This window comes from Streptomyces sp. NPDC001914, assembly GCF_042891215.1.
Taxonomy (GTDB): domain Bacteria; phylum Actinomycetota; class Actinomycetes; order Streptomycetales; family Streptomycetaceae; genus Streptomyces.
This window is the reverse complement of record NZ_JBIASW010000012.1, coordinates 1-18,328: the sequence shown is the minus strand read 5'-3', so window position 1 is coordinate 18,328 and position 18,328 is coordinate 1. Positions and strand designations below refer to the sequence as shown.

Annotated in this window: 15 protein-coding genes; 9 read left to right on the top strand and 6 right to left on the bottom strand. The window is 69.9% G+C overall.

Annotation, left to right across the window (positions count from 1 at the left end; translation table 11 throughout):
- Window positions 1–220: 220 nt before the first annotated feature.
- Window positions 221–739, bottom strand: a complete 519-nt coding sequence (locus tag ACFYYF_RS29275) for a MarR family winged helix-turn-helix transcriptional regulator (RefSeq protein WP_388780535.1) — start codon at window positions 737–739, stop codon at window positions 221–223.
- A gap of 111 nt (window positions 740–850) precedes the next feature.
- Between ACFYYF_RS29275 and ACFYYF_RS29270 the strand changes: the two genes are divergently transcribed.
- The gene (locus tag ACFYYF_RS29270; RefSeq protein ID WP_388780534.1) at window positions 851–1,366 is read left to right on the top strand and encodes a YceI family protein; all 516 of its coding nucleotides are present in this window, start codon (window positions 851–853) and stop codon (window positions 1,364–1,366) included.
- 99 nt (window positions 1,367–1,465) lie between these two features.
- Here ACFYYF_RS29270 and ACFYYF_RS29265 read toward each other — a convergent pair whose 3' ends face one another.
- Both ACFYYF_RS29265 and ACFYYF_RS29260 read right to left on the bottom strand, forming a co-directional pair.
- Window positions 1,466–2,173, bottom strand: coding sequence for a carbon-nitrogen hydrolase family protein (locus ACFYYF_RS29265; RefSeq protein ID WP_388780533.1), 708 nt, complete (start codon window positions 2,171–2,173; stop codon window positions 1,466–1,468).
- A gap of 38 nt (window positions 2,174–2,211) precedes the next feature.
- Window positions 2,212–2,895: a hypothetical protein gene (locus ACFYYF_RS29260; RefSeq protein WP_388780532.1), complete on the bottom strand. Its 684-nt coding sequence runs from the start codon at window positions 2,893–2,895 to the stop codon at window positions 2,212–2,214.
- Window positions 2,896–3,250: 355 nt separating this feature from the next.
- Between ACFYYF_RS29260 and ACFYYF_RS29255 the strand changes: the two genes are divergently transcribed.
- Window positions 3,251–4,414, top strand: a complete 1,164-nt coding sequence (locus ACFYYF_RS29255) for a lactonase family protein (protein ID WP_388780531.1) — start codon at window positions 3,251–3,253, stop codon at window positions 4,412–4,414.
- A gap of 169 nt (window positions 4,415–4,583) precedes the next feature.
- On the opposite strand, the gene ACFYYF_RS29250 is transcribed toward ACFYYF_RS29255, so the two are convergent.
- Window positions 4,584–6,350, bottom strand: coding sequence for a protein kinase (locus ACFYYF_RS29250; RefSeq protein ID WP_388780530.1), 1,767 nt, complete (start codon window positions 6,348–6,350; stop codon window positions 4,584–4,586).
- A gap of 275 nt (window positions 6,351–6,625) precedes the next feature.
- Here ACFYYF_RS29250 and ACFYYF_RS29245 point away from each other — a divergent pair, with 275 nt between their 5' ends.
- Window positions 6,626–7,744, top strand: a complete 1,119-nt coding sequence (locus ACFYYF_RS29245) for a substrate-binding domain-containing protein (protein WP_388780529.1) — start codon at window positions 6,626–6,628, stop codon at window positions 7,742–7,744.
- On the opposite strand, the gene ACFYYF_RS29240 is transcribed toward ACFYYF_RS29245, so the two are convergent.
- Window positions 7,701–8,186 (bottom strand): MarR family winged helix-turn-helix transcriptional regulator, encoded by a 486-nt coding sequence (locus ACFYYF_RS29240; protein ID WP_388780528.1) that lies wholly within the window; start codon window positions 8,184–8,186, stop codon window positions 7,701–7,703. The two genes, ACFYYF_RS29245 and ACFYYF_RS29240, sit on opposite strands and share 44 nt — an antisense overlap.
- A 400-nt stretch (window positions 8,187–8,586) precedes the next feature.
- Between ACFYYF_RS29240 and urtA the strand changes: the two genes are divergently transcribed.
- The 5 genes from urtA (at window position 8,587) to urtE (ending at window position 13,591) form a co-directional block, all read left to right on the top strand.
- Window positions 8,587–9,840, top strand: a complete 1,254-nt coding sequence (gene urtA / locus ACFYYF_RS29235) for an urea ABC transporter substrate-binding protein (protein WP_361692016.1) — start codon at window positions 8,587–8,589, stop codon at window positions 9,838–9,840.
- A 160-nt stretch (window positions 9,841–10,000) separates the two neighbouring features.
- Entirely contained in the window at window positions 10,001–10,888 is an 888-nt protein-coding gene (gene urtB, locus ACFYYF_RS29230) for an urea ABC transporter permease subunit UrtB (RefSeq protein ID WP_365491517.1), read from the top strand.
- Window positions 10,885–12,057 carry an urea ABC transporter permease subunit UrtC gene (gene urtC / locus ACFYYF_RS29225; RefSeq protein ID WP_388780527.1) on the top strand — a complete coding sequence of 391 codons (1,173 nt, stop codon included), beginning with the start codon at window positions 10,885–10,887 and terminating at the stop codon, window positions 12,055–12,057. The genes urtB and urtC overlap by 4 nt, the downstream gene beginning before the upstream one ends.
- Before the next feature lie 41 nt (window positions 12,058–12,098).
- Window positions 12,099–12,890 carry an urea ABC transporter ATP-binding protein UrtD gene (urtD, locus tag ACFYYF_RS29220; RefSeq protein ID WP_388780689.1) on the top strand — a complete coding sequence of 264 codons (792 nt, stop codon included), beginning with the start codon at window positions 12,099–12,101 and terminating at the stop codon, window positions 12,888–12,890.
- An 8-nt stretch (window positions 12,891–12,898) separates the two neighbouring features.
- The gene (gene urtE, locus ACFYYF_RS29215) at window positions 12,899–13,591 is read left to right on the top strand and encodes an urea ABC transporter ATP-binding subunit UrtE (RefSeq protein WP_388780688.1); all 693 of its coding nucleotides are present in this window, start codon (window positions 12,899–12,901) and stop codon (window positions 13,589–13,591) included.
- Window positions 13,592–13,883: 292 nt separating this feature from the next.
- Here the strand turns inward: urtE and ACFYYF_RS29210 are convergent, their stop codons facing one another.
- Window positions 13,884–14,189, bottom strand: a complete 306-nt coding sequence (locus ACFYYF_RS29210; protein WP_388780526.1) for a barstar family protein — start codon at window positions 14,187–14,189, stop codon at window positions 13,884–13,886.
- A gap of 1,311 nt (window positions 14,190–15,500) precedes the next feature.
- On the opposite strand from ACFYYF_RS29210, the gene fxsT reads away from it, so the two are divergent.
- Window positions 15,501–18,328, top strand: a 2,828-nt coding sequence (gene fxsT / locus ACFYYF_RS29205; protein ID WP_388780687.1) for an FxSxx-COOH system tetratricopeptide repeat protein, incomplete at its 3' end; no start/stop codon positions are given.

Genomic DNA, 18,328 nt, shown 5'->3' with positions numbered 1-18,328 from the left:
CACGGTAGATGACGGAATCGTCATGCTTCGTAGTGAGGAGCGAGGATGGCCAGCCGGGGGCGCCGACCCCCCTGTCTGCTGCTGCGTCTGTCCTCCGTGAGGCAGGCTGGCCCAGCGGTGTCCGCCCGGTCGTACGAGGTCTCGATGTCCTGCGGGCGACCCGGTGGGTGCCACACCTACGTGACCATCGTCCCGGGCCGGACCGGTCGCAGTCCCAGGATCACGCAGGCGCCGAATCCGTCGCCTCCGAAGGGCACCCCTTGATGACATCCGGCAGCAGCCCGCGCAACGCCTCGCGCTGGGCGGGTCCCATGAACTGACCGAGCGCGTCGGTGACCGTTTCGGCGAGGGGGTCGGAGGCTTCCTTCAGGACGTTGCGCGCCTTGTCGGTGAGGGCGACCTGGATGCCGCGCTTGTCGCCGCACACCGACTGGCGGGTGATCAGGTCGGCGTGCTGGAGACAGGCGATCTGGTAGGTGAGCCGGGTCTTGGGGCGGCCCAGGAGTTCGGCGATCCGGGTCATGCGCAGGCCCTCCTCGGGCTGCGCGGCCAGCAGGCACAGGATCAGGAACTCGTCGTGGGAAACACCGAGCCGCTCCTTCACGACGGTGCGCAGCCGCTGCTCCACGGCTCCCGTCGCCGCCAGCAGAAGCATCCAGGCGTGCAGTTCGGCCGGCAACAGGCCACCTCCCCGGGCGGACGGGCAGCTGGGCGCGCGGGCGGGGTCGAGGTCGGCCATGGGCCGATTCTACCTGTTGTCCAATTTTGAAGAGCATGGTTGTCCAAATTCGAACAATAGGCTAGCGTCGGTCATGCAAATTTGGACAAGCTACTCGACAGGGGAAAGCTCATGACCGTCGCCGTGGAAACCGGACTGTGGCAGCTCGACACCACCACCTCCGTCGTCGCCGTACGGCACAAGACGATGTGGGGCCTCGTCACAGTGAAGGGCACCTTCGGCGTGATCAGCGGCCAGGGCGAGGTCCGGTCCGACGGGTCCGCCGTCGGCACCGTGACCCTCGACGCCGCCTCCCTGGACACCGCGAACGCCAAGCGCGACAAGCACCTGCGGTCCGCCGACTTCTTCGACGTCGAACAGCACCCGGAGATCACCCTCGCGGTCCGCAGCGACGAACCCCGTGACGGTGACACGGCACAGTTCGCGGGGCAGTTGACGGTCCGCGGCATCACCAGGCCGCAGGCTTTCGCCGTCCGCCTGACAGAGGTGAAGGGCGAACGGGTCACGCTGGAGGCCGAGTTCACCGTGGATCGGGAGCAGTTCGGCATGGGGTGGAATCAGCTGGGCATGATGCGCGGCCCGGCCACGGCCACGGCCACGCTGCACTTCGTCCGGTCCGAAGGCTGACAGTTCCTCAAGCCGTCTGTCTCACGCCTGTGTTGCGATCGCCCTGAGCGGCGCCGCACCCGGCTGGTGCACTCCCCTCGGGGAGGGAGTAGCGCCCGGTCAGCCGAGGACGACGGTCAGCACCTCACCGGGCGCGGAACCCGCCTGCGCCACCGGCGAACCGTCCGGGGACCACACCCCGGAGCCGCCGGACGTCTCCTGGTACTCCCCGCTGGGTCCCGCCGCGGTCGACAGCACGACCCACACGCCGTGCGCCCGCGCCCGCTCCCGCATGTGCGTGTCCCGGCGGGCGGCCTGTTCGGGGCCCTCGCCGTAGAGCGTGCTCGCGACGTACGCGTCGATGCCCAGCGCCGCGGTCAGCGCGGCGTGCTCCGGCACCGCGGCGTCCCGGCACACGGCGAGCCCCAGCCGCCGACCGTCCACCTCGAACACCACGGGCTTCTCGCCCGGGGTGAAGCGGAGCCCTTCGGCGCCGTGCAGATGCATCTTGGCGTACACCGCCTCGGCGCCCTCGCCCGTGACGGCCAGCGTCGCGATGTACTCGCGTCCCTCCGCGTCCCGCCAGGGAACGCCGGCCAGCGTGGTCGACCCTGTACCGGCGCAGGCCTCGATCAAAGGGGTGAGCCGGGGATCGTCCGCCGCCACGGCCGGCGCAGCGAGGTCGTATCCGGTGAGCGACAACTCGGGGAAGACGACCAGGCGGGCGCCCGCGCCCCGTACCGCCTCGGCGTGCAGCACGGCGTTGGCGGCCACGTCCGGGCCGGCGCAGCGGGGCTGGGCGACGGCGACGGTCAGCGGTGCGGGCACAGGGCACTCCGGTCCGGTGAGGGGAATCACCGGTCACCCTAACCTCGCGCCGTGAGCCTCCGGATCGAGGCCCCCATCGAGACCCCCGGGGACCCGGGGCCACCGGCGGCGTGCGCCGTGCGCGACGACGGCACCCGCTTCACCGCGGTCCCCCAGGAGAGCAGCGCGAAGCCCAGGGCGAAGCCGGCCATCGTCCAGACACCGCGCGGCCAGAAGATGTGGCTGTCGACGAAGGACCAGCCGGCCCCGAGGAGCACCACCGTGCCGGGCAGGACCCGGACGCCGTACTCCGGGAACAGGGCGACCGCCGTGGCGGCGACGGCGCCGATGAGGGCGTACACGCCGACGTGCCCGAGGAGTTCTCCGGTCTCGTACAGCGGGCGCTTGACCGGTCCGAGGCCCGCTGTCGCGTCGGCGTGCCCGACCGCGGTCCCCGCCGCTATGCCGGCGACCGCGTCGAGACCCGTGTAGAAAACCGCGTAGCCGAAGGCACCCGTCCAGGCCATCACCGTGGCGACGCCCGCGAGGTTGGGGCGGGGCCGGTGCCACAGAGGTATCAGGAGGCCGACCGTGAGCAGGGGGAAGACCGGCAGGAGCGCGATGTGCAACCGGGTCCAGTCCGAGGCCGTCGAGCGGAACAGTCCGTGCGGATGAGCGAGGCCCGCCACGGCCAGCACCAGCGGGGCGGCGGTGGCGAGGGCGATGTTTCGTAGGGTCGACACGCCTGTGAGCGTAGGTGTGTTGATGCCGTCCGAGGCGGGTGCGTAAGGGTTCCGTAAGACATCGGCCAGGGCCGCTGCCCGTCGGCGGCCTGAGGACGACCCGGGCCGTGCGGCGCCACGTCGCTCCGAGCCGAAAACGGTCTTACGAGAGTCTGACGCGGTCGCAGTTCCCGTGCCGCCACACCAGTCCCACCGTCCACTCTGGTGCGGCCCACGCGGCCATGCGCCGCACCGCGAAGACACCTCACACGGACGGGAAGCGCCCATGCACAGCACCCCCGAGCCCCATCCCCGTACGAGCCGATCCGCCGCAGGCCGGGGCGGTCACCGGGCGACGTCACGAACCCGGCGCATCATGATCGGTGGCGGGGCCCTGGCCGCCACGGCGGCGGCCACGGTGGCCGTGACCGTCGCGTCGGCCAGTCAGTACTCCGGGAGCACGCCCGGCGCCGACCACGCCGTCTTCGTCCAGGGCAACGAACTGGGCGGCAACACCATCCATGTGTTCGCCCGTGGCGACGACGGCTCGCTGAAGGCCGCGGGGACCTACGCCACCGGCGGCAAGGGCGGCGACCAGGTCGACGCCCCGACCGACTCGCTCGCCTCCCAGGGTTCACTCGTCTACGACGACGCCTCGGGGATGCTGCTGGCGGTCAACGCGGGCAGCGGCACAGTGACTTCGTTCCGGGTCGAGGGAAACCGGCTCACGGACCGGCACGTCGTGAGCTCCGGCGGCGCCTTCCCCGCCTCCGTCGCGGTGCACGGCAGGGTCGCGTACGTCATGAACGCGGGCGGACGGGGCAGCGTCCAGGGCTTCGAGATATCCGGTGGGAGGCTGCGGCCGCTCGCCGGGTCCTACCGTTCCCTGGGTCTGGCCAACAAGGACATCCCCCTGTTCTCCAGTTCTCCCGGCGAGGTCGCGTTCACTCCGGACGGGCGCAGCCTGGTCGTGACCACCAAGTCCGCCAACACCGTCGAGGTCCTCCCCATGAAGCGGAACGGCCTGCCGGCCGTCGCCGCACCCGTCGTCAACAAGTCGGCCGGCGCCGTCCCGTTCGCGATCGCCTTCGACGCGACCGGGAAGCGGATGCTCGTCGCCGAGGCCGCGAAGTCCACGGTCACCACCTACAAGGTGCGGCACGACGGCACCCTGAAGGTCCTCCAGAAGCCCCTGCCCAACGGCCAGGAGACCTTGTGCTGGCTCGAGCCTGCGGGCGACCACTTCTACGGCGGCAACACCGGCAACTCCACCGTCACCGGCTACCGTACGGACCGGCACGGCCGGCTCTCCCTGACCAACGACGTGGGCATCGCCACGCCGCCCTCGGCCAGGTCGCAGGGCGTGATCGACCTCGCCGTGACCAAGGACGAACGGTTCCTCTACGTCCAGAACGCCGTCTCCGGGACCGTCGACGGCTTCCGCGTCAGGACCGACGGCTCACTCACCAAGGTCACGACAGTCGGCACCGGCCTGTCCCCGTTCGGCGAGTCCGGCATGGAGGGGATCGTCGCCGTCTGACAGCCACCGGCTCCCGCACCGACAGAGCCCCCGTCGGCAGAACGCCAGGGCGGGTGAGCCCCCCGGTCGGCAGAACGCCGGGGCGGGCAGAGCCTCTGCCGGCGGAACGCCGGGGCCGACCGCGTCCGTATGTCACGCCGTCGGCCCTGGCGTTCTGCTGGCGGGCCGCTCAGTCCTGGGCCGGCATCACTCGGGTGACCTTGCCCTTCAGGTCGGCGTCCAGATAGCCGGTGACGTGGTCGTCGGCGAGGTAGACGGCCAGTCCCAGCGGGGTGTCGAACGTGGTGTCGGCGGGGCGGACCAGGACGTAACGCAGGGTCGGCCGCTGGACGTTCAGGTCCTTGTTCGCCCGCTTCAGCAGGGCGGGAAGGACGTCCCAGTCGAAGCTGTCGAGGCTGAAGGGGCGTTCGCCGCCGATGATGGCGCTGCTGATGATGCCCTTCTCGACACCCTGGCCCGGGCGGTAGGTGTAGCTGTCGTACTTGGTGTCGCTGCCCTTGACCATGATTTCCGCGGAGACGTACGTCGGGTAGACGGTGAGGTCGCACGCGCGGTCCGTGCCGGTCGCGGCCTTGATCTCCTTCACCGCCGTCCGGATGCCGTCGGGGGTGAGGAGATCCGTCTTGGCGTCGGCCTCCTGGGGCGCCGGGGCCGAGCGGGACGGCGACGGTGTGTGGGCGGGATCCGTCGTCCTGGCCGAGGTCCCGCCGGACGAGCCGGAGGAGCGGGAGGAACTGGACGAGCCGGAAGGCTTTCCGCTGTCCTTGTCGCCCCCGTCCGGTACCTGCGTCCACACGAGGACGCCTGCCAGCACAGTGCCGACGACGGACGAGGCGATCGTGATCCGCCTCTTCGCGGGGTTGCCCGGCAGCGCCGGTGTCGGCCGTGTGGGACCCGCCGGGTAGGGAGTCGGCGGACCGAAGCCCGAAGCCGGCCCGTAGCCGGAAGGCGAGCCGTAGCCGGCCGGTGGTCCGAAACCGGCAGGCGCTCCGGACCCGCCCGGCGCGGAGGGGGAGGGGGTCTGACCCGGCGGAGGCACCAGCCGGTACGACGTGGCCCCCGCCGCCCCGGCGTCAGCACCTCCCGCCGCGCTGCCGCCCTCGACCGCCTCCGCGAGCAGCCGGTCCGCGGTCTGCACGTCGACCCGCTCGGCCGGGTTCTTGACGAGCGCGGCGTTCAGGAACCCGGTCAGCACCCCGGCCTGGACGGGCGGCGGAAGCTGCTCGCTGAGCAGGGCCGCCAGCGTCGCGAGGGTTGTTCCCCTGCGCAGCGGATGACGTCCCTCGACGGCGACGTACAGCATCATCGCCAGCGACCACAGGTCGGAGCCCGGGTCGCCCTCGCCGCCGGCGATGCGTTCGGGCGCCATGTAGTCGGGCGTGCCGATGATCGACCCGGTCGCGGTCAGGGCGGTCGATTCCCTGATGGTCGCGATGCCGAAGTCGGTGAGGACCGGACGTCCGTCGGGCCTCAGCAGCACGTTGGCGGGCTTCACGTCCCGGTGCTGGATGCCTACGTCGTGCGCGGCGCGCAGCGCGGCCAGCACCTCGCGACCCAGCCGGGCGGCGTCGACGGGCGCCAACGGCCCCTTCTCCAGCCGGTCCTGAAGCGATCCGCCGGTCACCAGTTCCATGACGAGCCACGGGTAGGTGTGCTCCCCGCCGTCCACCACATGGTGGATGGTCACCACGTTGGGGTGATCGACGCGGGCCAGCGCCCGTGCCTCGCGCAGCACCCGGGCCCGGAGCATGGCCGCGCCCTGCGGGTCGTACTCGGCGAGACCCGGATCGGGCGGCCGTACCTCCTTGAGCGCCACGGCCCGGTCGAGGACCAGATCGCGTGCACGCCACACCGTGCCCATGCCACCGCCACCGAGCCGCGCCTCCAGCTCGAAGCGCCCCTCTATGACCCGTCTGCCGGATTCCCCCTCGTTCATGGCCGGAAGCCTACGAGATGTCTGTGACACGGCCCCACGCAGGTGACCGCAACACCCGCGCACCGGCGCGCGAGGGCAGGGGGAGGGGAACCGGACCGCCGCGGGCGCCCAGGCCGCGCCGCGCGCCCGCCTCCCCACCCTCCTTCCTCGCCCTGCTTCCTCACCTGTCCCGCCCCGCCTCCTCACCCTCGCCACCCCGCCTCCGCACCCCTACGAATCGGTTTCGATCCCGGCCGGTGCTTGGGTGTTGAACGCCGTCGGGCAATCATGTGAACATGCGCCGGCCGCTCCACCTCTGCACCCCTGAGTGGTTCACGGTCGACGATTCGACCCTGAACATCGCGCTCGTGTACCCGATGCAAGGGCCCGCCGGCATCTTCGGTCCCGCCTGTGAGGCGTGCGCGCGGCTGGCCGTCGAAGAGATCAACGAGGCCGGCGGCGTGCTCGGCAGGGAGCTGCGGCTGCTGGAGGTCGACGGCGGAGCCCCGCCGCAGAAGGTCGCCGAGGAGGTTGAGGCCCTGGTGGCGACCGGCGCGGTGCACGGGGTGACCGGCTGGCACATCTCCTCGGTCCGCCAGGCGGTGGCGCCGCGCATCGCGCACCGGGTGCCGTACGTGTACACCGCCCTCTACGAAGGCGGCGAGCGCACCGACGGTGTCTTCATGACCAGCGAGACGCCGGACTGGCAACTGCAGCCCGCCATGCGGCTGCTCGCCGAGACACGGCGGGTCCGCAGGTGGTTCGTCGTCGGCAACAACTACGTCTGGCCCCGGCGTACCGCCCGCGCCGCCCGCCGCTACGCCCGCGCCCTGCGCGGCGGACGGGTCTGCGGCGAGGCGTATCTGCCGCTGGGCACCGAGGACTTCGCCGATGTGCTGCGGCGCATCGAGCACACGGACGCGGACGGCGTGCTGATGCTGCTCGTGGGCAGCGACGCGGTCCGCTTCAACCGGGCCTTCGCCGCGTCGGGCCTCGACCAGCGGTGTCTGCGGCTGAGCACGCTGATGGACGAGAACATGCTGATGGCCAGTGGCCCGGAGACGACCGGCGACCTGTTCAGCACGGCCGGCTTCTTCGCCTCGCTCGCCAACCAGGACACCCTGGACTTCCACGGCCGCTACGCCGGCCGCTTCGGCCTGGAGGCGCCGGCCCCCGGCAGCCTCGGCGAGTCCTGCTACGAGGGGGTGTTACTGCTCGCCTCGCTCATCGAGCGGGCCCGCACGCTGGACGTCTGCGCGATCTCGGCCGCCGCCGACACCGTCTCCTACGAGGGTCCGCGCGGCCTGCTCCACCTTCGTGACCGGCATGTCCGCCAGCGCATCTACCTGGCGGAGGCGGACGGGCCCGACTTCAACGTGCTCGCCCAACTGCCTTCCCCGCACGACCTGTTGTGACGCGCGGCGGATCGGCGGCGGGCCGTCCCTCCAGGGCCTCGGCCAGCCGCGCGAGCAGCTGATCCAGCTCCTCACCCTCTTCGAGCAGTTGCTCCAAGTCCCCCCAGTCGGAGCGCACTTCACGCGCCAGCAGCTGCCACCGCTGCTTGCCCCGCGGGGTGAGGTGAGCCAGGACGCGGCGCCGGTCGGCCGGGTCGACGCGCCGGTAGACCAGGTTCTGGTCGACGAGCTGGTCCATCAGTTTGGTCAGGCTCGGAGCCGGCAGGAAGGCGTGGTCGGCGAGGGCCGTCATGTTGTGGCCCTGCCCGTCGGAGAGCAGGTCGAGCACCCGCCACGCCTCCACCGTGCACTCGAACTCATCGAGGACCGACTGCACTCGGCGCACGGCCAGACGTTCGGCCCGCGTGAGCAGGTAGAGCAGTTCCTGGGGCCGTCTCGCCATCGCGCGCTCCTCAACTCGTGCTCGCCGACGGGTGCCTGAGCCTACCGTCGACCAACGGGCCCCAGGGAAAAGGGGAATCAGAAAAACGATTCTTTCCCTGGGAAGCATTGATCGCCCTGCTGTCATGCCCTCAACCGTGCCTATTCGACGGCGACTTCATCAGTTTTGGCCGACCAGGTTACTTTCACTGGAAACTGTTCATCAATTGCCGCGAAACGCGGTTGAAACAGTGTCCCCACAGGCTGTGGTCGCACTTCAGGACCAGCCCGGACACCACCCCGGAACGGCTGGGGAACCCGTGCGCCGACACCGCCACCTCTGAAGCGCCGTCCCCTCATCCCCCCTCCCCAGAGACTTTCCGCTCTCTTCGTAACCGCCCTTCGGGGCAAGGAGGTTGTGCATGTCCGGGTTCAGCATCAGCAGACGCGGTCTCCTGGCCGGGATATCGGCCACGGGCGCATCCGCCGCCCTCAGCGCGTGCGGCGCCAAGACGGGCGACACCACCTCCACCGGCTCCGGCGCCAAGGCCGACACATCCGGCGACACGGTCAAGGTCGGCCTGCTGAACTCGCTCTCGGGCACCATGGCGATCAGCGAAGTCACCGTCCACAACGCGCTGTTGCTCGCCGTGAAGGAGATCAACGCCGCCGGCGGCGTCCTGGGCAAGAAGCTCAAGCCCGTCAGCCAGGACGGCGCCTCCGACTGGCCCACCTTCGCCGAGAAGGCGGAGACCCTCATCAAGGACGACAAGGTCGTGGCCACCTTCGGCTGCTGGACCTCGGCCAGCCGAAAAGCCGTCAAGCCGGTCTTCGAACGGTACAAGTCGCTGCTGTTCTACCCCGTGCAGTACGAAGGCCTGGAACAGTCGCCGTACATCTTCTACATCGGCGCCACCACCAACCAGCAGATCGTGCCCGCACTGGACTACCTCAAGAAGCGGGGCCTGACCAAGCTCTACCTGGTCGGCAGCGACTACGTCTTCCCGCGCACCGCCAACAAAATCATCAAGGCGTACGCGAAGGCCAACGGCATGGAAGTCGTCGGCGAGGACTACGCCCCCCTCGGCTCCACCGAGTTCGGCACCATCGTCAACAAGGTCAAGGACGCCGGCGCCGACGCCGTGTTCAACACCCTCAACGGCGACTCGAACGTGGCCTTCTTCAAGGAGTACAAGTCCGCGGGCCTTACCGCCAAGAGCCTGCCGGTGCTCTCCGTCTCCATCGCCGAGGAGGAGGTCAAGAGCATCGGCACCCAGTACCTGGACGGCCAGCTCACCGCCTGGAACTACTACGAGACCACCCCGGGCGCCGCCAACACGAAGTTCGTGGCCGCGTACCAGGCCGCCTACGGCAAGAACAAGCCGACCTCCGACCCGATGGAGGCCGCCTACATCTCCGTCTACCTGTGGAAGGCGATGGTCGAGAAGGCCGGCTCCTTCGACGTGACGAAGGTGAAGGCCGCCTCCGACGGCATCGAACTCGACGCCCCCGAGGGCAAGGTCACCGTGGACGGCGCCACCCAGCACGTCTACAAGACCGCCCGGATCGGCAAGGTCGGCTCCGACGGCCTGATCACCGAGGTGTGGAACTCCGGCAAGCCGGTCAAGCCGGACCCCTACCTCAAGGGCTACCCCTGGGCCTCCGGACTCTCCTGAACCACGCCCCGCACGGCACCGGACCCGGCCCTCTCCAGGGGGCCGGGCCACGCCCATGACACACACCCGCACCCGCGCCCACGTCCGCTACAGGCACCCGCACCCACGTCCGCAACTGGCACCCGCACCCGCACCTTTGCCCCCGACCCGGAGGCGACCCATGACGGTCATCCTCAACCAGTCCCTCACCGGCATCAGCATCGGTGCCGTCCTGCTGCTCATCGCCCTCGGCCTGACCCTGACCTTCGGCCAGATGGGCGTGATCAACATGGCGCACGGCGAGTTCATCATGGCCGGCGCCTACACCACGTACGTGCTGCAGAAGTCCATCAGCAGCGCGGGCGTCTCGCTGCTCGCCGCCCTGCCGATCGCCTTCCTGACCGCCGGAGCCATGGGCGCCCTGCTGGAATGGCTGCTCATCCGCCGCCTCTACACCCGCCCCCTGGACACGCTGCTCGTGACCTGGGGCGTCTCGCTGATGCTCCAGCAGCTCGCCCGCGACATCTTCGGCGCCCCCAACGTGCAGACCGCCGCGCCCGACATCCTCACCGGGAACATCGCGCTGGGCGGCGGCATCACCTTCGCCAACAACCGCCTGTTCATCCTCGGCCTGGCCCTGCTGAGCGTCCTCGCCCTCACCCTCATCCTGAAACTCACCCCGTTGGGCCGCCGCATCCGGGCCGTCGTCCAGAACCGCGACCTGGCCGAGGTCTCCGGGATCGCCACCGGACAGGTCGACCGCATCACCTTCTTCATCGGCTCGGGCCTCGCGGGCGTGGCCGGCGTCGCCCTCACCCTGGTCGGCCCGATCGGCCCGACGATGGGCACCAACTACATCGTCGACGCCTTCCTGGTCGTCGTCGTGGGCGGCATCGGACAGCTCAAGGGCAGCGTCATCACCGCCTTCGCGCTCGGCATCCTGCAATCCGTCCTCGAATACTCGACGACCCTCAGCGTCGCCAAGGTCATCGTCCTCGTGGCGATCGTCGCCTTCCTGCAGTGGCGACCCCAGGGCCTGTACACCCTGCGCACCCGGAGCCTGGCATGACGACAACGACCACCCCCGTTCCCGCCGCGGTCACGCCACCGTCCCCGTCCCCGCTGCAGCGGTTCCGCGCCCCCGCCGCCTTCCTCCTCGGCGCCGTACTCCTGCTCGGCGTCGCACCGGCCGTCCTCCCCGACTTCCGCCTCAACCTCCTCGCCAAATACCTGTGTTACGCGATCGTCGCGGTCGGCGTCAGCCTCGCCTGGGGCCGCGGCGGCCTCATGGTCCTGGGCCAAGGCGTCTTCTTCGGCCTCGGCGGCTACGCCATGGCCATGCACCTCAAACTCACCGACGCGGCCGCCACCGGCGAGACCCTGCCCGACTTCATGCAGCTCTACGGCACCGGCGACACCCTGCCCTGGTGGTGGAAACCCTTCGCCGATCCGGCCTTCGCGCTCGCCATGACCGTGCTCCTGCCGATGGCGGTCGCGGCCCTGCTCGGCTTCTTCGTCTTCCGCCGCCGGGTCAAGGGCGCCTACTTCGCGATCCTCAGCCAGGCACTGGCCGCCGCCCTGTCCATCTGGCTGATCGGCCAGCAGGCCACCACCGGCGGCACCAACGGCCTCACCGACATCCACGGCTTCTTCGGCTACTCCCTCGACGACCCCGTCAACCAGCGGATGGTGTACTTCATCATCGCCGCCGTCCTGCTGCTCCTGATGATCGGCGCCCGCCAGCTGTTCGTCAGCCGGTACGGCGAACTCCTCATCGCCACACGGGACTCCGAGGAACGGGTGCGCTTCCTCGGCTACAACCCGGCCAACGTCAAACTCGTCGCCTACGTCCTCGCGGCAGGCATGGCGGGCCTGGCCGGCGCCCTGTTCGTCCCCGCGGTCGGCATCATCTCCCCGGCCCTGATCGGGATCGTGCCCTCCATCGGCTTCGTCATCGGCGCAGCCGTCGGCGGCCGGGCCTCGCTGGCGGGCGCGGTGCTCGGAGCGATCGCGGTGGCCTGGGCACAGAGCACGCTGTCCGACGCCTTCCCCGCCGCGTGGACCTACCTCCAGGGCCTGCTGTTCGTGCTCGCGGTCGGCTTCCTGCCCGGCGGCCTGGCCTCCCTGGCGCTCGTCCTGCGCAGACGCCGTAAAGCCACAGCCACAGCCACAGCCACGGTCACAGCCACCGCGGCAGCGACCGCGACCGCACCTCGTACGACGGGAGACACGGCATGAGCGGCGAGGCACTGAACGGCGAGCGACTGAGTGGCGAGCGGCTGGGCGGCGAGCGACTGACCGTCCGCGACCTGCGGGTGACCTTCGACGGCTTCACCGCCGTCGACGGCGTCGACCTCGACATCCACCCCGGCGACCTGCGCTTCCTCATCGGCCCCAACGGCGCCGGCAAGACCACCCTGGTCGACGCCGTCACCGGCCTGGTCAAGGCGACCGGATCGGTCCGCTTCGGCGACCAGGACCTGCTCGGCAGGCCGGTCCACAGAATCGCCCGCATGGGCATCGGCCGTACGTTCCAGACGGCCACGGTCTTCGAGGAACTGACCGTCCTGCAGAACCTCGACATCGCCTGCGGCGCCGGACGCGGCCCCTGGACGATGCTGCGGCGCCGCAAACACGTCCCCGAACCGGTCGCGAACGCCCTGGAGACCACCGGACTGGCCCACCTGCACGACCGCCCCGCCGGCACCCTCGCCCACGGACAGAAACAGTGGCTGGAGATCGGCATGCTGCTCGTCCAGGACGTGCGCCTGCTGCTGCTCGACGAGCCGGTCGCCGGCATGAGCCACGACGAACGCGAGGCCACCGGCGCACTGCTCCAGCGGATCAGCACCGACCGCACCGTCGTCGTCATCGAACACGACATGGACTTCATGCGCTCCTTCGCCCGCAGCGTCAGCGTCCTGCACGCCGGCAAGGTCCTCAGCGAGGGCACCGTCGCCGAGGTCCAGGCCGACACCAAGGTCCAGGAGGTCTACCTCGGCCGCACCGCCGAACCCGCCATGCCCGAACCCGCTGCCGCCATGCCCGTGGCCGTCACCGAGGAAGCGTGAGCCAGACGATGCTGGAGATCAGTTCCGTCCAGGCCGGCTACGACCGCACCACGGTCCTGCACGGCGTCACCGTCACCGTCCCCAAGGACGGCGTCGCCACCGTCCTCGGCCACAACGGCGCCGGCAAGAGCACCCTGCTGCGCGCCGCCATGGGCCTGATCAAGCCCAGGCGCGGCACCGTCCGCCTCGACGGCGAGGACATCACCCACCTCGCCCCCCACCAGCGGGTCGCCCGCGGCATGGCGTACGTCCCCCAGGGCCAGCAGTCCTTCCCCCACCTCACCACCGCCGAGAACCTCCAACTCGTCGCCGACGGCCGCCCCGACGGCAAAGCCGCCACCGCCGAGGCACTCGACCTCTTCCCCGCCCTGCGCGAACTGTCCGGCCGGCGCGCCGGATTGCTCTCCGGCGGCCAGCGCCAGCAACTCGCCATCGCCCGCGCCCTGATCACCCGCCCCAGACTCCTGCTGCTCGACGAGCCGACGGAAGGCATCCAGCCCTCGGTCGTCACCGAGATCGAGGAAACGATCCTCACCCTCACCCGCCGCGGCGGCCTCTCCGTCCTCCTCGTAGAACAACACGTCGGCTTCGCCATGCGCGCCGCCCAGCACTACTACGTACTGGAGGCCGGACGGGTCACGTCCTCGGGCGAGGGCGGATCAACAGCAGAACAGACGGTACGAGCGGCACTCAGCGTGTGAGCCCGGGCAGCGGACGGTCGGGGGCGGGCGCCCCATGCGCGGGGCTGGAGCGGCCGGCCTCTCGCACTGTTGGATGTCGGTGTGCCGAAGAACGATGATCACGAACGAACCGGTGTCCGACTGACCGTCTGGGGCTGCCTCGCCGGGTTGGCCGTGGCTCTGGCCATCCCCGTGTTCCTACTGGTGACCGTCATCTTCGCCGGGATGCCAACCCCGTGACCCGTCATATCGGCCCGCGAGCGAGGGCGAGGGGCCCTGCGCCGGATGCACGGTGTGAGCCCGGTCCACGTCCTCACGGCAGTTGATGCACGACCAGTCTGTTCTGCCGACCCGCAAAGCAGCTTCTCAGCAGTCGTGCTTCACGGTTCCGCGAGGCGAAGATCCCTTGCTTGTCCACGTGGATGACGAGAACGTCGTAGCGATCGATGACTTCGGAGATCCCCCGTGTCTGGATGGTGTCCGCCCACGCGTCCAGGTTCCGTCCGAACCACTCGGGCAGCCCGCAGGGCTTGGCCACGGCGTCCCAGAAGTCGTCGAGTGATGCGATCGACCGACCACGAAGGTCCACCACCAGCTCCGTCAGCACCTTCCCGGCCATGGCCGCAGGCTAGCCGTCGCGGCATCGAGCGGATACCGACTTCCTGCCGCACCGACGGCTCCTCTTCAACTCGCCCACGTCCTACTCCCTCGTCATGAGCCGTTCGTAACCTGCTGCAAAAGCCACGCGACCAAGGCGCGAACCGCGCCCGAGACCGCCGCTGCGAGCAGTGCCGGCAGCACTTTGAGGACATGCGTGCGCTTGTGGGACATGATGGGATTCCTTCCGCGTGTTCGCGAATCTCGTTCCTCAACTCTGGGCAGTGGACAAGGTGTTGCGCGAAGCGCAACGCGTTGCGGATGCTCTGGGACACAGACGGACCGCGGGGAGCGAGCGGGGATGGACGAACAGCCTGACGACACCGACGCGCACCGAGCTCACGAGACACCCGACGAAACGGAGCAGGCGCTGTCGGGAGAACTGCTCCCCCAGGTGAGCGCGGCCGAGGCGGACGCCTTGCGCAGGGGACTGCAGGACATCGCGAACGATCTCTCAGGAGAACGCCGAGCCCTGGCGATGGAACTGCGTCAGCTGTTCGTGGTGCTGGGGATATCCGTGCGCCGCTACGCCGTCCTGCGCCACCACAGCGCAAGCAGCGTCAGCCGCTACCTCAGCGGCCTGACTGTGGCATCGGCCCCCTTCGTCGACAATCTGATGGACGACGTCGGCAGGAACCTGGGCCGCCCTTTGTCCAGGGAGGCGCGCGACCGCATCAAGCGTCTGCAGCAGACGGCGCTGCGGGCGAACAACCCCCACGCCTGGAAAGTGCAGGACCTGGAGAACCAGCTCGCGGCCGCTCACCACGATGCCCAGGTCGCCAGAACACAGGCCGACGCTGTGGCGACCCAGCTGTACACAGAGCGCCAGCGCATAGCGGGTCTGGAGGAGGAACGCCGCCAGCTCGCGGAGTCAGCGGGCCGCCATGCCGCCGACGGCGTCGAGATGGAGCTGTTGCGCGCGGAGCAACGCCGTGTCGGTGACGAGCGCGACGAACTGCGCCGCAGGGTCACGGACCTGGAAGCCGCGCTCGCAGCGGCGGAGCACCGTGTTGCACAGGCCGAGCAACGCTGCAGCGACCTGGAGCGTGAACTGCTCGCCGCCGACGCGGTGGAGGCGGAGCAGCGCCGGGAGAGGCAGCAGGCCGAGATCAACGAACTCCGCGACGAAGTGACGCGCCTGCAGGCGGCGGCCGAGCGCGCCCGCGAAGAGGCGACGACGCAATACTCCGGGGACGTGGCCCGGCTGCGGCCGCAGGAACCGCTTCACGAAACCTCCGACGACTGGGCCTCGTTCCGCGCCGAGCAGCGGACCGTGACGATCAGCTTCGCCGGTTTCAACCGGGCCTGGGCGGTCTGGATCGGGGACCGTCTGGAGCGCCGCGGGTATCGGGTGGTGTACCAGCGCTGGGAGGTCCCGGCCGAGATGCTCCTCGTCGACCTGCTGCGTGACCTGGCCCTGGCCAAGGGCCGCATCCTGATCGTCGTCAGCGAGTGGTACTTCCAGCTCGGCCCGCGCACCCACGAGGAGTGGAACGCCGCACTGAGGGAGGTCGTCGGTCCCGACCCGTCCCGCTTCGCGGCCGTCTCCGTCACCAGTGCTCCGGTGCCCAATGCCGTCGCGGTCCTCGGCGCGGTCGATCTGACGAATGTGGGTGCCGACGAGGCCGAGCGCCGTGTGCTCGACCGGCTCGGTCCACCTCCCGGCCTGCTGTCCGACTCTGTCGAGGGGGCCTGGCGCGTTCCGCGTTTCCCGGCGGCGCTGCCCGAGGTATGGGGTGGGGTGCCGCGCCGCAACACCCGTTTCACGGGCCGCGAGCGGCTCCTGGACGACGCCTACCGTCTGCTTCAAGGTGCCGAGGCGGGCGCGGGCGTGGTCGCCCTGCATGGGATGTCCGGAGTGGGCAAGACCCAGCTCGCCGCCGAGTACGTCTACCGCTTCGGCTCCGAGTACGACGTGGTCTGGTGGGTCGACGCCGAGAAGCGGGTCACCTACCGGCGCCGACTGGCGGAACTCGCACCGCAGTTGGGCCTGTCGACCGGTGCCGAGTACGGCGAACGGCTGCGTGCCGTACGGGACTCGCTGCGCCGGGGCGACCCGTACTCGCGCTGGCTGCTGATCCTGGACGGCGCGGACGAGCCCGACCAGATCTGGGATCTCGTTCCCACCGGTCCCGGCCACGTCCTGATCACCTCGCGCAACCCCGAGTGGAGCGAGCACAACAGCAAACTGCTGGAGGTGCCGGTCTACGCGCGCGACGAGTCCGTCGCGTTCATCCGCCGCCGCGCACCCCGCCTGACCGAACTGGCAGCCGATCAGCTCGCGGGGGCGCTGGAGGACCTGCCGCTCCTGCTGGACCAGACGGCCGGCTGGCTCAACGACTCGGACCTGTCCGTCCAGGAGTACATCGCCCTCCTCGACGGCGGCATCGACCAGGACGTCGTGAAGATCTCCGCAGACTTCCCGGTCGCCTTCCAGACCGCCTGGTCGATACTGCTGAACAAACTCCGCGACACCGTCCCGGAGTCCGTCGACCTGCTGCGCCTGTGCACCTTCTTCGCGCCGGGCTTCATCCCCGTACGCCTCCTCAAGGAGATGCCGCACGACCAACTGCCGGAACAGATCGCGCGACTGCTCGAAAATCCACTGCTGTGGAACAAGGCGATCAACCAGCTCCGCCAGTACTCGGTGGTCCGCCTGGAGTCCCACGAGGCGACGTCCTCCGGCGAGGCCCTGTATCTGCACCGCATGGTCCACCAGATCATCCACAAGGACATGCCCGAGGAGGACCGCCAGAGGTTCATCGACGTGGTGCGCCAAGCGCTGGCCGCAGCCGATCCACGCCGCCCCACGGACACCCGCCTGTGGCCCGGCTACGCGGAGATCGTCCCCCACCTGAAGTACGCGGACGTGCTGCAGAGCAAGGACCCGGCGGTGCAGACGCTGGTCCTCAACTGCCTGCGCTACATGTACCTTTCGGGCGGGTACATGGCCGGCATCAAGCTCGGCGAACGCGCCATGGAGTCCTGGCGGGCCCTGCTCGGCGATAACCACCCACGAATCTGGGAACTGACTCACCACTACGCCAACCTGCTGCGCGTGGTCGGCGACTACCAGCGCACCGAGGCCATCGAACGCGCGGCCGTCGAGCACCTGCGCGAGGAACGCGGCCCCCAGGACCTGGAACACCTGCGCGCCGCCACCGGCCTCGCCGCCGACCTGCGCGGCCTGGCCCGCTATTACGAGGCCCTGGAACTCTCCCAGTGGATGCTCACAATTTACCGTGACCTTCTCGGCGATGCCGACTCCCGCACGCTCGGCACGCAGAACGACCTGGCGGTGTCGCTGCGGCTGCTCGGGCGTTTCGAAGAGGCCCTGGAGATCGACCGGCAGACCCTGGAAGCGCGCCGAATGCTTCTGCGTGGCCGGCACCCGGCGACACTCCTGTCGCACATCTCCTGTGCGACAGACCAACGTCTGCTGGGCCGCTACAGAGAAGCCGAACTGCTCCAGGCGGGAAACGTCCGGGAGCACCGTATCGTGATGGGCCCGGACAATCCCCAGACACTGCGGGCGGAGTACAACCTCGCCCTGTGCCAGTACCGCAACGGTGATCGCGAAGCGGCAGCGACGCTCATCACCCATGTGTGCGAGCGCAGCGAGAGAACGGTGGGCGAGAGCAACCCCCAAACACTGCTGTTCGCCACCGGCCAGAGCTGCTTCGCACGCGAGCACGGCGACATCGACCAAGCGCGGGAGATCAGTGAGTCCGTCGTCAGCCACTATGAGACGGCACTCCCGGACGGTCACCCTTTCATCGCCGGGGCACGCGCCAACCACGCCCTGGTGCTGCGCAACGTCGGAGAACGGGACCATGCCCACCACCTCATCGAACAGGCACTGGCCGACATGACCGCCGCGGTGGGGGAGGACCACCCCTGGACGCTCGGCTGCGCCATCAACGCCGCCGCCCTGCGCAACCTCATCGGCGACCCCGAGTCGGCCGCCACGCTCACCCAGGAAACGGTCACCCGCGCCACCGAAGTCCTCGGCCGCACCCATCCGCTGACCCTCTCGGCCCGCATCGCGCTCGCGGCCGACCTGCGCGGCCTGCGGGACCGCCAGCAGGCGGAGAAGGTCGA

Coding starts and splice junctions, on each gene's coding strand:
- ACFYYF_RS29275 (WP_388780535.1), bottom strand. CDS start 739: ATGGCCGACCTCGACCCCGCCCGCGCGCCCAGCTGCCCGTCCGCCCGG.
- ACFYYF_RS29270 (WP_388780534.1), top strand. CDS start 851: ATGACCGTCGCCGTGGAAACCGGACTGTGGCAGCTCGACACCACCACC.
- ACFYYF_RS29255 (WP_388780531.1), top strand. CDS start 3,251: ATGATCGGTGGCGGGGCCCTGGCCGCCACGGCGGCGGCCACGGTGGCC.
- ACFYYF_RS29250 (WP_388780530.1), bottom strand. CDS start 6,350: ATGAACGAGGGGGAATCCGGCAGACGGGTCATAGAGGGGCGCTTCGAG.
- ACFYYF_RS29245 (WP_388780529.1), top strand. CDS start 6,626: ATGCGCCGGCCGCTCCACCTCTGCACCCCTGAGTGGTTCACGGTCGAC.
- ACFYYF_RS29240 (WP_388780528.1), bottom strand. CDS start 8,186: ATGGCGAGACGGCCCCAGGAACTGCTCTACCTGCTCACGCGGGCCGAA.
- urtA (WP_361692016.1), top strand. CDS start 8,587: ATGTCCGGGTTCAGCATCAGCAGACGCGGTCTCCTGGCCGGGATATCG.
- urtB (WP_365491517.1), top strand. CDS start 10,001: ATGACGGTCATCCTCAACCAGTCCCTCACCGGCATCAGCATCGGTGCC.
- urtC (WP_388780527.1), top strand. CDS start 10,885: ATGACGACAACGACCACCCCCGTTCCCGCCGCGGTCACGCCACCGTCC.
- urtE (WP_388780688.1), top strand. CDS start 12,899: ATGCTGGAGATCAGTTCCGTCCAGGCCGGCTACGACCGCACCACGGTC.
- ACFYYF_RS29210 (WP_388780526.1), bottom strand. CDS start 14,189: ATGGCCGGGAAGGTGCTGACGGAGCTGGTGGTGGACCTTCGTGGTCGG.